The following is a 14,936-nucleotide window of genomic DNA, read 5'->3' as shown; positions in this document are numbered from 1 at the left end:
CGTGAGTGAGCGCCGTCGGTGGTGGCGCTAACTCGCCTTTTGCATGAGTGAGCGCCGTCGGTGAGCGGGTTGTCAGGCGGTGCGTGAGAGGCTGGGCCCGTGCTGTCGGAACTGCGGATCCAGGGACTTGGCGTCATCGACGACGCCGTGCTCGACCTGCACCCGGGACTCAACGTCGTGACCGGTGAGACCGGGGCCGGCAAGACCATGGTGGTGACCGGTCTCGGGCTGCTGCTCGGGGCCCGCGCCGATGCGGGCCTGGTGCGCTCCGGTGCGGGCAGCGCCGTGGTCGAGGGCATCGTCGAGGTCGCGGCCGACCACCCCGCGGCGCAACGAGCCGCCGAGGCCGGGGCCGACGTCAACGACGGGCTCGTGCTGGTGCGTTCGGTGAGTGCCGAGGGCCGGTCGCGGGCGCACGTGGGTGGCCGCTCCGCCCCGGTCGGGGTCCTCGGTGAGATCGGCGAGCACCTGGTCGCCGTGCACGGCCAGGCCGACCAGTGGCGGTTGCGCCAGAGCGACCAGCACCGGGCGGTCCTCGACCAGTACGGCGGTGCGCCGCTGCAGAAGGCGCTGGACGCCTACACCCACGTCTACGACGCCCACCAGTCCGCCGCGGCGGAGCTCGCCGCGCTGCGCGAGCAGGCCCGCGACCGGGCCCGCGAGATCGAGGTGCTCCAGCACGGGCTCGAGCAGCTCGAGCAGGTCGACCCCCAGTCGGGGGAGGACGCCGACCTGCGCGTCGAGGACGAGCGACTCGGTCACGCCGAGGGCCTGCGCGGCGCCGCTGCCCTGGCCCACGACCACCTCGCCGGCGCGGAGGAGTATGCCGCGCAACCGCCTCCCAGCATCCTCGAGCTGGTGGCCTCGGCCCGGCAGGCGCTCGCGGGTGAGGTCGACCACGACCCCGCGCTTCGCGAGCTCGACCGGCGACTGGCCGATCTCGGCTACCTGGCGGCCGACCTCGCGGCCGACCTGAGCAGCTACCTGTCCGACATCGACGTGGACCCGGCCCGGATGGCGTGGGTGCAGCAGCGGCGGGCCGACCTGACTGCCCTGACCCGCAAGTACGGCGAGACCATCGACGACGTGCTGGCCTGGGGCAAGGCCTCGGCCCAGCGGCTCGACGCCCTGATGAACGCCGACAGCCGGATCGACACGCTCGAGCCCGAGGTGGAGCGGCTCGACCGGGAGCGGACCACGACCGCCGAGGCGCTGGCCAAGGCCCGACGCGCGGCAGCCAAGCGACTGGCTGCCGCAGTGACGGGCGAGCTCGCCCACCTGGCGATGGGGCAGGCGACGGTCGAGGTGTCGGTGACCCCGCGGTCTGCGGGGCTGGCGCGGCACGGAGGAGACGATGTCGAGATCCTGCTGGCGGCAAACCCCGGCAGCCCGGCCCGCACCGTCGCGAAGGCGGCGTCGGGCGGTGAGCTGTCCCGGGTCATGCTGGCCCTCGAGGTCGTGACCGGTGCTGCCGGCGGCAGCGACGTGCCGACCTTCGTCTTCGACGAGGTCGACGCAGGCGTCGGGGGAGCAGCCGCGCTCGACGTGGGCGCCCGGCTGGCTGCGCTCGCCGAGCACGCGCAGGTCGTCGTCGTGACCCACTTGCCGCAGGTCGCGGCCTACGCCGACCGGCACCTCGTCGTGCGCAAGGCGAGCGACGGCCACATCACCTCCAGCGGGGTGCACGGCGTCGAGGGTGACGAGCGGCTGCGTGAGCTGGCCCGCATGATGGCCGGCGTCGACACCGGGACGGCCCTCGACCACGCGCGCGAGCTGGTCGACGAGACAGCCGCGCGGCGCAGCAACTCCGCCGACGGCAAGGCGACCGTGCGCCGCTGAGGCACCGGCGGCGGCCTTCACCGGCCGTGACGCAGGTCGCCGTCGCGCGCCCGCGTGGGCCGCACGGCATACCCCTTGCCCCGTGGGAGGATGGTCCGGATGCCTTTGAAGTTCAGCCGCCAACGTGCCCGCGACCCCGAGAGCCCGGGGGTGCGCGGTGTCGCGCGCGTCGACGCGCGCACCAAGAACCTCACCAAGCGGCTCAAGCCCGGCGAGATCGCCGTCATCGACCACCAGGACATCGACAAGGTCAGCGCCGAGGCGCTGCTCGCTTGCCGACCCGCAGCAGTGGTCAACGCGTCGCCCTCGATCTCCGGGCGCTACCCCAACCTCGGCCCCGAGATCCTCGTCGAGGCGGGTATCCCGCTGATCGACAACGTCGGCAAGGACGTCATGCACGATGTCGCCGACGGGGCGCTCGTGCGGATCGACGGCGACCAGCTGTGGGTCGGGGACGAGGTGGTGGCCAAGGGCCAGGCCTTCGACCACGAGCTGGTGCAGTCGTCGATGACCGAGGCGCGGGCCGGGCTCGCCGTGCAGCTCGAGGCCTTCGCCGCCAACACGATGGAGTACCTCCGCCGCGAGCGCGAGCTCCTCCTGGACGGCGTCGGCGTGCCCGACATCGCCACCAGGGTCGACGGCCGGCACGCCCTGATCGTGGTGCGCGGCTACCACTACAAGGAAGACCTGCGCATGCTGCGCAGCTACATCCGCGAGTACCGCCCGGTGCTCATCGGGGTCGACGGCGGGGCCGACGCCCTGCTCGAGGTCGGCCTGAAGCCCGACATGGTCGTGGGCGACATGGACTCGGTGTCCGACGCGACCCTGCGCTGTGGTGCCGAGATCGTCGTGCATGCCTACCGGGACGGCAACGCCCCCGGGCTCGAGCGGGTCCACCGGCTGGGGGTCGAGCCCGTCGTCTTCCCGGCAACCGGCACCAGCGAGGACGTCGCGATGCTGCTCGCCGACGACAAGGGCGCCGAGCTGATCGTGGCCGTCGGCACCCACGCCACCCTGGTCGAGTTCCTCGACAAGGGTCGCAGCGGCATGGCCAGCACCTTCCTCACGCGGTTGCGCGTCGGGGGCAAGCTCATCGACGCCAAGGGAGTGAGCCGGCTCTACCGCTCCCGCATCTCCAACCTCGCCCTGACGCTGATGCTGCTGGTCGGCCTGAGTGCGCTGTTCGCGGCGCTCTGGTCGACCACCGGCGGGCGTGCCTTCCTCCAGGTGCTCGGCGCCCGGTGGGATGATCTCTGGTCCTTCGTCGTAGGAATTGTCACGTGATCGACTTCCGCTACCACCTCGTCTCCATCGTCTCGATCTTCATGGCCCTGGCCGTGGGGATCGTGCTCGGTGCCGGTCCGCTCAAGGAGGACATCGGCAACACGCTGACCTCCGAGGTCAAGAACCTGCGGGCCGACAAGGCCGCGCTGCGCGGCGAGCTCGACGCTGCGGAGAAGGGGGCGACGGCGCGCGACGAGTTCACTTCGGCCAGCAACCGCAGCCTGCTCGCGGAGCGGCTCAAGGACACCACGGTCACCCTCGTCGTGCTGCCCGGTGCGGACCCCAACCTGGTGAAGACCACCCAGGGCACGCTGACCACCGCAGGGGCCGTCGTCGGGTCGACGGTCTCGGTGCAGGACAACTGGATCGACCCCGACAAGGCGGCTTTCCGAGCCACCCTCGGGCAGCAGCTGGCCAGCCAGGTCGGGGTGCCGATCGACCAGTCCGGCGGTGACGTGGTCAACGCCGTGCTCGCGCGGTCGGTGCTCGCCAAGGCCGGGTCCACTTCCTCCGGTGCGGCCTCGGCGCTCGAGGCGATGCGCACCGGCGACCTGATCCGCTACACCCCCGACGACGTCAAGGTGGCCTCCATCGCGGTCGTCATCGCCGGGCCGGTGAACGGTTCGGACGCCGCCGCCCGCGAGGACCGGGCCACCGGGCTGAGCAACCTCGCGGGGGCGATCGACTCGGCCGGGGCGGGCGCGGTGCTGATCGCCCCCAGCGTCAGCCCGGGAGCCACCAACACGACCTCGGTCATCACCGTGTCGAGGGACGACGGTGACCAGTCCAAGGTGCTCAGCACGGTCGATGACGCGGAGCTGCCGATGGGTCAGGCCAGCCTCGTCTTCGGGCTCCTCGAGCAGGAGGCCGGCAGGTCCGGACAGTACGGCCTCGCGTCCGACGCGAGCGCTGCCTTCCCGCAGCTGGCGACCAAGTAGCAGCCGTGCGCGCACTCCTGTCCGGGGCCGTTGCCGGGGCGCTCTCCGCAGGCGCGCTGCGCCTGCTCCGAGGTCGTCCGCCGGGCGGGGCCACGACCTGGGACCGCACGAACCACGCGGGCCGCACGGTCACCCTCCTCGAGGGCCCCGCGTATGCCGTGGGGGCAGCCGGGGGAGCAGCACTGTTGGGGGCGGGGCCGGCGCCAGTGGTGGCCGCCGTCTCGGCGGCGGGTCTCGGCGCGCTCGACGACCTCGCCGGTGACTCGAGCAGCAAGGGCCTGAAGGGTCACCTCGGTGCGCTGGCGCGGGGCGAGGTGACCACCGGTGCGGTCAAGATCCTCGGCCTCGGACTCACCGGGCTGGTGTCGGCCGCCCTCGTCGACCGGTCCGCTCGGTCCGCTCGGTCCGCTCGGCGCCTTGCGTTCGCGGACGGGGTCGGGCGGGGCGGCGCCATACCGTCCGCGGTCGACACGCTCGTGGGTGGTGCGGTGATCGCGGGTTCGGCCAACCTGCTCAACCTGCTCGACCTGCGCCCGGGGCGCGCCCTCAAGGTCACCATCCTGCTCGGCGCGCTGACCGCGACGAGCCCGCGCTCGGCCACCGCGGCCGGCGCGGCCGTGGGCGCTGCGGCCGGCCTGCTCCGACCGGACCTGGCGGGCGAGGCCATGCTGGGCGACACCGGCGCGAACAGCGCCGGCGCGCTGCTGGGCACCGCCCTGGTGCAGCGCACCGGGCGGCGTGGACGGTGCGTGGCGCTGGCCGTGCTCTGCGGCCTCACCCTCGCCTCGGAGAAGGTCTCCTTCACCCGCGTGATCGAGTCCACCCCCGGACTGCGCGAGCTCGACGCGCTGGGTCGTCGATGAGCCGGGGTCGGCGATGAGGCGGGGTCGGCGATGACGGCGAGGACGGTCGGGACGTCGGTGGCCCGGGCGGCGCTGGTCATCGCGGTCGCGACGCTCCTGGCTCGGCTGGCCGGGTTCGCTCGCACGCTGGTCTTCTCCCACAGCGTCGGCGCCGGTGGGGTCGGCGACACCTACCAGACCGTCAACACCCTCCCCAACGTCGTCTACGAGGTCGCCGCCGGAGGAGCCCTCGCCGCGGTCGCGGTCCCGCTGATCGCCGGCCAGCTCGGCGCCGGGCGCCGCGAGGACGCCGACCGCACGGCGTCGGCCCTGCTCACCTGGGCCGTGGCCGTCCTCGTGCCACTCTCGGTGGTGCTGGCGGTGGCGGCACCCTGGGTCAGCGAGGTCCTGCTGCGCAAGAGCAAGGTCCCCGGCGCGGCCGACCTCGGGACGACCATGCTCATGGTGTTCGCTCCCCAGGTCGCGCTCTACGGCGTGGGAGTCGTCCTGGCCGGGGTGCTCCAGGCGCACCGGCGCTTCCTGGCCGCCGCGCTGGCCCCGTTGTTGTCGAGCCTGGTGGTGATCGCGGCCTACGTCGCCTACCGGTTCGTGGCCGCACCGGATGCCACCCCGGCAGACGTGTCCTCGGGCGCGACCTGGGTGCTGGCCGGTGGCACGACCCTCGGCGTGGTGGTGCTGAGCCTGCCGCTGCTGGTGCCCGCGCTGCGGGCCGGCGTGCGGCTGCGACCGACCTTCTCCTTCCCCGACGGGGTGGCCCGGCGGGCCGCTGCGCTGGCCGGTGCGGGGGTGCTCGCGCTGGTCGCGCAGCAGGCTGCGGTGGCGGCCACGCTGTGGCTCACCCACGAGCCACGCACCGTCGACACCGGTGTGGTCAACGTCTACGCCTACGTCCAGGCCGTCTACCTGTTGCCGTATGCCGTGCTCGCCGTGCCGATCGCGACCTCGGCCTTCCCGGCGCTGGCGCACTCGACCGTCGCCGAGGAGCTCCAGCAACACGTCGGCACGTCCGCCCGCGAGACGCTGGCCTCGGCGCTGCGGGGCATCCTGCTGCTCACCGCAGGGGCGGTGACGGTGTTGATGGCGGTCGCGCAGCCGGTTGGCATCTTCTTCCAGTCACTCGACCGAGCCTCCGACACCGGGGGTGGGGCGGCCCTCGCCGCGCTGCCCGGTGCGCTGTCCGCCTACGCACCCGGACTCGTCGGGTTCTCGGTGGCAGCGCTGCTCACGCGGGCGCTTTACGTCCGGGGCCGACCGATCCACGCAGCGCTGGCCGTCGCGGCGGGGTGGAGCCTCGCCGCCCTGCTCCCGCTCGCCCTCGTGCCAGCGGGCTCGAGCGCCGGGACCACCCTCGGCCTGCTCGGCATCGGCTCCACGGTGGGGATGACGGTCTCGGCCGGGGTGCTGGTCCTGCTCGTGCGCAGCGCCTGGGGCCCGGAAGCGACCCAGGGCGCCGGCCGCACCCTCGGTGCGGCCATCGTCTCGGTGGCCGTGGGTCTCGCGGTGGGCGACACGGTGGCACGCAGCCTCACGCCGGACTCGCTCTGGTCGGCGCTCGGCACCGGTCTCGCCGTCGGGCTGGTCACCCTGCTGGTCTACCTCGGCGTGATGATGGTCGCGGACCGCAAGGCGATGACGGCCCTGCGGGAGCGCGGTCGCAGCCGGCGCAGGGGGACGTCGGCGTGAGGGTGGTGATGCTGCTGGGGCTGAGCACGGGCGGCATCGGCACCCACGTCCGCGACCTCGCCGCCGACCTGCGGGAGCTGGGTGACGAGGTCACCGTGGTGACCGACGCGTCCACGGCCGAGCGGTTCCAGCTCTCCGGAGCACGGTGGTGGTGGCCGGGACGGTCCTCGGGGCTGATCGGGTCGTTGCGTGGCCTGTGGCGACTTCGCCGGCTCGTGGGTGGCGCGGAGGTCCTGCACGCCCACGGCCACCAGGCGGGCCTGGTGGCCGTCCTCGTCTCAGTGGGCACCCGCACGCCGGTGGTCGTCAGCCAGCACAACGCCGTGCTGGTCGGCGGTCCACGCAGGCGGCTGCTCGACCTCGCCCAACGGCTCGTCGCGCGCCGCGCCACGCTGGTGACCGGGGCCAGCAGCGATCTCGTGGCCGAGGCACAGCGGCTCGGGGCGCGCGACCCACGCCTTGCCCCGGTGCCTTCGCCGCGCGTGCCCGACCTGCTCGCCGCGGAACCGCTGGCTGAGGGCGACCGAGGCCCGCTGGCCGCAGAGCTGTTGCGCGAGAACGGGATCCAGCCGTCTCAGCCCGGCGCACCACTCGCGCTGACCATCGCGCGGATCGCTCCCCAAAAGGACCTGGAGACCCTTCTGGAGGCCGCCGCGCAGGTTGCCCACCCGGATGCAACGAAACCTGCCGTGTGGGTGGTCGTCGGCGGCGGGGACGACCACCTCCGGGTCGCGCTCGAGCGACGGATCGAGGCCGAGGGTCTCCCGGTGCACCTGGTCGGGCCGCAGCCCGACCCGGACCGGTGGCTGCGCGCCGCCGACGTGTTCGTGCTCCCCAGCCTCTGGGAAGCCCGGGCGCTGGTGGTCCAGGAGGCGATGGCCGCGGGGGTGCCCGTGGTGGCGACGGACACCGGAGGGCTGCCCGACCTCGTCGAGGGCGTGGGCACCCTCGTGCCGGTCCGCGACCCGAGTCGGCTCGCCGACGCGGTCGACCAGTTCCTGCGCGACCCGGCGGCCCGGCTCACCGCATCGAAGCAGGGCCGCGAGCGGGCCGCATCGTGGGACGACGGAAAGGCCACGGCGAGTCGCTGGCACGAGTGGTACTCAGGCATGCTCGGAATGACGTAGGCTTGAATCCCGTGGTGGAGCAGACGAAACACATCTTCGTAACCGGGGGCGTCGCCTCCTCTCTCGGCAAGGGTCTGACGGCGTCGAGCCTCGGGCACCTGCTCCGGGCTCGCGGTCTGCGGGTCACGATGCAGAAGCTCGATCCCTATCTCAACGTGGATCCGGGCACGATGAACCCGTTCCAGCACGGTGAGGTCTTCGTGACCGACGACGGTGCTGAGACCGACCTCGACATCGGTCACTACGAGCGGTTCCTCGACAGCAACCTCGTCGGCAAGGCCAACGTGACGACCGGGCAGGTCTACAACCAGGTCATCGCCAAGGAGCGGCGTGGGGAGTACCTCGGCGACACCGTCCAGGTCATCCCGCACATCACCAACGAGATCAAGGAACGGATGCGGGCCCAGGCGGCCGGCAGTCCCGGGGTCAAGGTGGGTGACGCGCCCGACATCATCATCACCGAGATCGGGGGCACCGTCGGCGACATCGAGTCGCTGCCGTTCCTCGAGGCGGCCCGCCAGGTGCGCCATGACGTGGGCCGCGACAACGTGTTCTTCCTGCACGTCTCGCTGGTGCCCTACCTCGCGCCGAGCGGGGAGCTCAAGACCAAGCCGACCCAGCACTCGGTCGCCGCGCTGCGCCAGGTCGGCATCCAGCCAGACGGGCTGGTGCTGCGCGCAGACCGCGAGATCCCCGACGGCATCAAGCGCAAGATCTCGCTGATGTGCGACGTCGACACCGAGGCCTGCGCGGCCGCGGTCGACGCCCCGAGCATCTACGACATCCCCAAGGTGCTCCACAAGGAGGGCCTCGACGCCTACGTCATCCGGCGGCTCGGCCTCAACTTCCGCGACGTCGACTGGCACGACTGGGACGAGCTGCTGCGGCGCGTGCACAGCCCCGAGCACACCGTCGAGATCGCCCTGGTCGGCAAGTACATCGACCTGCCCGACGCCTACCTCTCGGTCACCGAGGCGATGCGGGCCGGCGGGTTCCACCACGACGCCAAGGTCTCGATCCGCTGGGTGGCCAGTGACGAGTGCCAGACCGAGGCGGGGGCGCAGAAGGCCCTGGGTGGAGTCGACGCCGTGCTCGTGCCCGGTGGCTTCGGGGTCCGCGGCATCGAGGGCAAGCTCGGCGCGCTGCGCTGGGCGCGGGAGCGCCAGGTGCCGACCCTCGGGATCTGCCTCGGGCTGCAGTGCATGGTGATCGAGTACGCCCGCAACGTCGCCGGCATCGAGGGTGCGAGCTCCACCGAGTTCGACCCGAACACCCCGGCCCCGGTGATCGCGACGATGGAGGAGCAGAAGGCCTTCGTCGAGGGCGCCGGTGACCTCGGTGGCACGATGCGACTCGGTTCCTACCCGGCCAAGCTGGTCGAGGGCTCGGTCATCGCCGAGGCCTACGGCGCCGTCGCCGTCGACGAGCGCCACCGGCACCGCTACGAGGTCAACAACGGCTACCGCGACCAGCTCGAGCAGGCCGGCCTGGTGTTCTCGGGCCTCTCGCCGGACAAGAACCTCGTCGAGTTCGTCGAGCTGCCCCGCGAGGTGCACCCCTACTACGTCTCGACGCAGGCCCACCCCGAGTTCAAGTCCCGTCCGCACCGCGCGCACCCGTTGTTCGCCGGTCTGGTGGAGGCCGCGATCGACGCCCAGCGCGCCGCCCGGCTGGTCGAGGTCGAGCGCCCGCGCAGCACGGCGGACGCCTCCGCGTGACGGGGGAGCCCGGGACCGACCGCGCCGGGACCGACCGCGCCGGGACCGAGCAGGACGGTAGCGGCGACGAGCTGGCCGACCGCCCGGCCGACCTGCCGGTCCGCGAGTCCGAGGTCGCCATGCACGGCCTGGTCTGGGACGTGGTCCGGGACCGGGTCGACCTGGGCGATGCGGGCGAGGTCACCCGGGAGTACGTCCGGCACCCGGGTGCCGTCGCGGTGGCCGCCCTCGACGACCAGGGACGGATCTGCCTGATCCAGCAGTACCGTCACCCCGTTCGTGCCTACGAGTGGGAGATCCCGGCGGGGCTGCTGGACGTCGACGGCGAACCGCCGCACCTCGGCGCGGCCCGCGAGCTGCACGAGGAGGCCGACCTGGTGGCCGGCACCTGGCACGTCCTGGCCGACTACGTCAGCTCACCCGGTGGGCTCGACGAGGCGCTGCGCATCTACCTCGCGCGCGACCTCAGCGGCGTGCCGGCGGGGGAGCGCCACGAGCGCGACGGCGAGGAGCTGGGTATGCCGGTGCGCTGGGTCCCGCTCGAAGCGGCCCGGGATGCCTTCCTGGCCGGACGCCTGCACAACGCCACGCTCGGCATCGCGGTGCTGGGCGCCCTCGCCGCCCGGGACCAGGGCTGGGCGCCACTGCGGCCGGTCGACGCACCTTGGCCGGGCCGCCCGGCCCATCCGGGGCCGCGCGCGACGTAGGGTCGGTCCATGTTCCTGGAGAACCTGGTCTTCGACGCCCACCAGCCGCAGGTGCGCGGGCACTTCTGGGAGCAGGCGCTGGGCACCGACAACCTCACCGACGAGACTGACAACGTCGAGACCCGGCTGAGCGTGCCGGGTGGTCCGGCCCTCGACCTCTGCTTCCAGCAGGTGACCGACCCGCTCGTCCCGTCGCCGCGGCTCCACCTCGACCTGGCCGCCGGAGACGACCAGGTCGGGACCGTCCAGCGGCTGCTGGACCTCGGGGCCACCCGCCTCGACATCGGGCAGGGCGACGTTCCCTGGGTGGTGCTGGCCGATCCCGAGGGCCACCCGTTCTGCGTGCTGCCGGACGACGACGACTTGCACCGCGACAGCGGCCCGGTTGCCGCCGTCACCGTGGAGTGTGACGACCCCGTGCGCGACGCGACCTTCTGGGCGGAGCTGACCGGCTGGCAGCCCTTCGCCGGGAGCTCTCCGCACTCGCTCCGCCACCCTTCAGGCCGCGGGCTCGTGCTCGAGTTCGGCAGCCCGGAGCGAGGCCCCGCAGTGGCCCGCACGCCGAAGACCGTCAAGAACCAGCTGCACCTCGACCTGCGGCTCGAGCCCGACGATGACCTGGGCGACGTGCTCACCCGCGTCGAGGCCCGCGGCGCCGTCCGGATCGACCACGACTGGGGTGACCTGCCCTGGACGTCGCTGGTCGACCCCTCCGGCAACGAGTTCTGCTTCCTGCCCGCGAGGACGGGATGAGTGCGTTCGGGGCGGCGACCCCCCGGACCGGCTCGGTGTCGCAGTGCCCGTGCGGCTCCGGGCTGTCCTACGCCGACTGCTGCCAGCCGCTGCACGACGGCACGAAGGAAGCCGAGTCCGCGGTGCGGCTGATGCGCAGCCGCTACTCCGCCTACGTCGTGCACGACACGGCATACCTCCTGCGCACGTGGCACCCCCGGACCAGGCCCCACGAGCTCGACGCCTCGACCGGTCCGGCGTGGCGGCGTCTCACCGTGCTGGAGACCGCGGACGGCCGTGACTCCGACTCCGTCGGTGAGGTGGAGTTCGAAGCCGCCCACGACGGCGGGGTGCTGCACGAGCGGAGCCGCTTCGTGAAGCGGGCGGGTCACTGGGTGTACGTCGATGGCGACGTGGACTGACCGCCCTCCGCCCGCAGACAACCGATTCGTAGGCGGTGTGGGCCGGTCCGTAGGATGGCCGGGTTCACCCCCCGCCTGAATCGAAGGATCTCCCGTGCTCCGCACCCATGAGGCCGGCACCCTGCGTGCCGACCACGCCGGCAAGACCGTCACGCTCACGGGCTGGGTCGCTCGTCGGCGCGATCACGGCGGAGTGGCCTTCCTGGACCTGCGCGACGCCAGCGGCATCGTCCAGGTCGTCGCCCGCGACGAGGTGCTGACGGGTGCCGCCCACGACCTGCGCAACGAGTACTGCATCCGGGCCACCGGTGAGGTGGTCGCGCGCACCGACAACAACGTCAACCCCGACCTGCCCACCGGCGAGGTCGAGGTGGTCGCCAGCTCGATCGAGGTGCTCAACGCCTCGGCGCCGCTGCCGTTCCAGATCGACGAGCGCGTCACCGTCGGCGAGGAGGCGCGCCTCAAGCACCGCTACCTCGACCTGCGCCGTCCCGGAGCCTCGTCGGCCGGAGCCGCCATCCGGCTGCGGTCCAAGGTCAACGCCGCCGCCCGCTCCGTGCTGGGCGCCCGCGACTTCGTCGAGATCGAGACCCCGACGCTGACCCGGTCGACCCCCGAGGGCGCCCGTGACTTCCTGGTGCCCGCGCGACTCGCGCCGGGGTCCTGGTACGCCCTGCCGCAGAGCCCCCAGCTGTTCAAGCAGCTGCTCATGGTCGCCGGCATGGAGCGCTACTACCAGATCGCCCGCTGCTACCGCGACGAGGACTTCCGCGCCGACCGCCAGCCCGAGTTCACCCAGCTCGACATCGAGATGTCCTTCGTCGAGCAGGCCGACGTGCTCGAGCTCGGCGAGGAGATCGTGCGCGAGGTCTGGAAGCTGATCGGGGTCGAGCTCGAGACGCCGTTCCTCCAGATGACCTACGCCGACGCGATGCGCCGGTTCGGCTCCGACAAGCCCGACCTGCGGTTCGGCAACGAGCTGGTCGAGTGCACCGACTACTTCAAGGACACCCCGTTCCGGGTGTTCCAGGCCGAGTACGTCGGCGCAGTCGTCATGCCCGGCGGTGCCTCGCAGCCGCGCAAGCAGCTCGACGCCTGGCAGGACTGGGCCAAGAGCCGGGGGGCCAAGGGGCTCGCCTACGTGCTCGTCCAGGAGGACGGCACGCTCGGTGGCCCGGTCGCCAAGAACCTCACCGACGCGGAGCGCGACGGCCTCGCTGCGCACGTGGGCGCCCAGCCGGGTGACTGCGTGTTCTTCGGGGCCGGCGCGACCAAGTCGTCGCGAGCGCTGCTCGGCGCCGCCCGGCTGGAGATCGGCCGACGCTGCGAGCTCATCGACGAGGACGCGTGGTCCTTCCTCTGGGTGCTCGACGCCCCGCTGTTCGAGCCTGCCTCCGAGGCGGTCGCGGCCGGTGACGTCGCCGTCGGTGCCGGCGCGTGGACGGCGGTGCACCACGCGTTCACCTCGCCCAAGACCGAGTTCCTCGACACCTTCGACACCGACCCCGGTCCGGCGCTCGCCTACGCCTACGACATGGTCTGCAACGGCAACGAGATCGGTGGTGGGTCGATCCGTATCCACCGCCGCGACGTGCAGGAGCGGGTCTTCAGGGTGATGGGGCTGTCGGAGGAGGAAGCGCAGGAGAAGTTCGGCTTCCTGCTCGACGCCTTCCAGTTCGGCGCGCCGCCGCACGGCGGCATCGCCTTCGGGTGGGACCGGATCGTGTCGCTGCTCGCCGGCACCGAGTCGATCCGCGACGTCATCGCCTTCCCCAAGTCCGGCGGCGGCTACGACCCGCTGACCGCGGCGCCGGCGCCGATCACCAGCGAGCAGCGCAAGGAGGCCGGCGTCGACGCGAAGCCGGAGCCCAAGGCGGAGGCGACCACCCCGACAGGCTGAGCCGAACCGGCGGACACGGCGTTGCGCCGGAAGTAGGCTCCGCGCATGGTCCGCACGCCTGAGCTCATCGCGAGCCCCGACGGTCGCCATGCCGTGCGCAAGGACATCACCCGGGTGGCGGTCGACGAGACGCCGATCCTGCCCACCGGTCCCGCGCCGAAGGGCTTGTTCGGCCGCTCGAAGGCCACCCCCGTTGCGCTCGAGCGCCGCTACGGCTTGTGCTACCAGATGTGGGAGGTCGACCCGCTCCGCTTCGTCGGACGGGTGGTGGTGGCCTGGCTCTCCGTCGGGGACATGCCGGACGGCATGGGCTACTTCCGCGACCCGGACCGGCAGCGCGGGCTGACCCAGCGGCAGGCCTACTGGGACGCGATCGCCGGCGCCCTCCTCGAGCACGGCGGCGGGCCGGACGACGACGTTCCTCCCGCCACGGCATACCCCTCGTGGTTCCAGGCCGACCCGCGCCTGGTGCAGGCCGCGACCGCCGACCTCGACCTGCTCGTCGACCGGTGGGGCGAGTTCGCGGCGTGGCAGCCCGACGGACAGGCCTTCTGGGTGCGCACCAACGGGTTCCACAGCTGCGTGGGCCTCGACGGTGTCACGTCGCCGGGGCTGTGGCTCGAGCGCAAGGGCCTGATGACGGACACCTGGGTCCCGTGCGCCCAGTACTCGCACCGGTTCGAGGCGCTGCCCGGCCGCCGCGCCCGCGAGACCTTCGACGACGGCTCCGCGATCCTCGACGGCGCACCGTCACCCCAGGTGATGCACCGCGCCATGATGCCGGTCGAGCGGGACGAGTGGGTGCCGACCACCGCGCACCCACCGGCTCCTTCACCCGAGGCGCCGGACTCCTCGACGTTCGGTGTCGCCGCGACGCTCGGCGCCAGCGCGACGGCCTCCTCCGGCGCGACGGCCTTGTCCGGCCCCTCCGGGACGGAGCCCGCGAAGACGCACGACAACCGCCTCACCGTCATGGTGCCCGCATGGACGGCCACCGGGGTGACGGAGGCGCTCGATGCCCTGGCCGCCCAGCTGACGCCCGAGCTCGCAGCCCGGGCCGAGGACGGCGAGGTCGAGCTGCGCTTCGTGGTCGACGGCGCCGAGCTGGCCGAGGGTGCCTTCTTCGACAAGCTCGGCCTCGAGGTGCCCGAGGTGCTGCCCGCGCTGCGCCGGCTCGTGGACACCGCGGCCGACGCGATGGCGCGCAGCGAGTTCCTCTACTCCGACGGTGCGCAGGGGGTCGGTCTGCTGTCGCGGGCGGTGCGCTGGGTGGGCGTGCTGGACGTGAGTGCCCTGCCGACCGTGATGGCCTACGGCGAGGTGGTGGACGCCGAGCACGAGTACACCTTCGTGGGCGAGACCGTGCCGGGCATCGTCAACGTGCACGGCTGGACCGACGAGACCATCGACTTCGCGTTCTGGGTGATGGTGCGCAACTACTTCAACGGCCTGCAGGACTTCGACGAGGTCTGGTCGCGGTGGCACCTTCGTGGCGCCGTCACCCAGCGCGACCCGGTCGCGCTGGCCCAGCGCGTGGTGGAGCTCAACCGCGACGCGCTGGCCACCCGCCGGTATGCGGTGCAACGTCGCCCGGGCGGGCTGGAGCAGCTGGCCGCCGACATCCCGCAGCCGCACGAACCGTGGGCGGCGACCTTCTTCGCCGCCGCCCAGCAGGCGCTGATGGCGAGCTGACGAGCCCGAGGCCAGCAGGTCCGCGCGGAGG

12 protein-coding genes are annotated in these 14,936 nt (G+C 72.7%); all 12 read left to right on the top strand.

Annotated features, from left to right (window positions below):
* The first annotated feature begins 99 nt into the window (after nt 1-99).
* The 12 genes from recN (at nt 100) to BLQ34_RS06520 (ending at nt 14,905) form a co-directional block, all read left to right on the top strand.
* Nucleotides 100-1,839, top strand: a complete 1,740-nt coding sequence (gene recN, locus BLQ34_RS06575) for a DNA repair protein RecN (RefSeq protein ID WP_091783129.1) — start codon at nt 100-102, stop codon at nt 1,837-1,839.
* Between the two features lie 99 nt (nt 1,840-1,938).
* The gene (gene steA, locus BLQ34_RS06570; RefSeq protein WP_091783126.1) at nt 1,939-3,123 is read left to right on the top strand and encodes a putative cytokinetic ring protein SteA; all 1,185 of its coding nucleotides are present in this window, start codon (nt 1,939-1,941) and stop codon (nt 3,121-3,123) included.
* Nucleotides 3,120-4,061 carry a copper transporter gene (locus tag BLQ34_RS06565; protein ID WP_091783123.1) on the top strand — a complete coding sequence of 314 codons (942 nt, stop codon included), beginning with the start codon at nt 3,120-3,122 and terminating at the stop codon, nt 4,059-4,061. Before steA ends, BLQ34_RS06565 begins: the two co-directional genes overlap by 4 nt.
* A gap of 5 nt (nt 4,062-4,066) precedes the next feature.
* Entirely contained in the window at nt 4,067-4,924 is an 858-nt protein-coding gene (locus BLQ34_RS06560) for a hypothetical protein (RefSeq protein ID WP_091783120.1), read from the top strand.
* Nucleotides 4,925-4,954: 30 nt separating this feature from the next.
* A complete protein-coding gene (gene murJ / locus BLQ34_RS06555) occupies nt 4,955-6,607 on the top strand; it encodes a murein biosynthesis integral membrane protein MurJ (protein WP_091783116.1) in 1,653 nt (550 codons plus the stop codon).
* On the top strand, nt 6,604-7,734 hold the full coding sequence (locus BLQ34_RS06550) for a glycosyltransferase family 4 protein (RefSeq protein WP_157692925.1): 1,131 nt from the start codon (nt 6,604-6,606) through the stop codon (nt 7,732-7,734). The genes murJ and BLQ34_RS06550 overlap by 4 nt, the downstream gene beginning before the upstream one ends.
* Before the next feature lie 11 nt (nt 7,735-7,745).
* Nucleotides 7,746-9,452, top strand: a complete 1,707-nt coding sequence (locus BLQ34_RS06545) for a CTP synthase (RefSeq protein ID WP_091783111.1) — start codon at nt 7,746-7,748, stop codon at nt 9,450-9,452.
* Nucleotides 9,449-10,159 carry an NUDIX domain-containing protein gene (locus BLQ34_RS06540; RefSeq protein WP_407946393.1) on the top strand — a complete coding sequence of 237 codons (711 nt, stop codon included), beginning with the start codon at nt 9,449-9,451 and terminating at the stop codon, nt 10,157-10,159. Before BLQ34_RS06545 ends, BLQ34_RS06540 begins: the two co-directional genes overlap by 4 nt.
* Before the next feature lie 9 nt (nt 10,160-10,168).
* Nucleotides 10,169-10,912 carry a VOC family protein gene (locus tag BLQ34_RS06535; protein WP_091783108.1) on the top strand — a complete coding sequence of 248 codons (744 nt, stop codon included), beginning with the start codon at nt 10,169-10,171 and terminating at the stop codon, nt 10,910-10,912.
* A complete protein-coding gene (locus tag BLQ34_RS06530) occupies nt 10,909-11,313 on the top strand; it encodes a YchJ family protein (protein ID WP_091783105.1) in 405 nt (134 codons plus the stop codon). Before BLQ34_RS06535 ends, BLQ34_RS06530 begins: the two co-directional genes overlap by 4 nt.
* A 94-nt stretch (nt 11,314-11,407) precedes the next feature.
* Complete coding sequence (gene aspS / locus BLQ34_RS06525; protein ID WP_091783102.1) at nt 11,408-13,213, top strand: aspartate--tRNA ligase; 1,806 nt, start codon at nt 11,408-11,410, stop codon at nt 13,211-13,213.
* A gap of 45 nt (nt 13,214-13,258) precedes the next feature.
* The gene (locus BLQ34_RS06520; protein ID WP_091783099.1) at nt 13,259-14,905 is read left to right on the top strand and encodes a hypothetical protein; all 1,647 of its coding nucleotides are present in this window, start codon (nt 13,259-13,261) and stop codon (nt 14,903-14,905) included.
* The last annotated feature ends 31 nt before the right edge of the window (nt 14,906-14,936 follow it).

It is taken from the genome of Pedococcus dokdonensis, assembly GCF_900104525.1.
GTDB lineage: Bacteria > Actinomycetota > Actinomycetes > Actinomycetales > Dermatophilaceae > Pedococcus > Pedococcus dokdonensis.
Note: the sequence above shows the minus strand (reverse complement) of the source record. Positions and strands in the feature narration are given on the sequence as shown.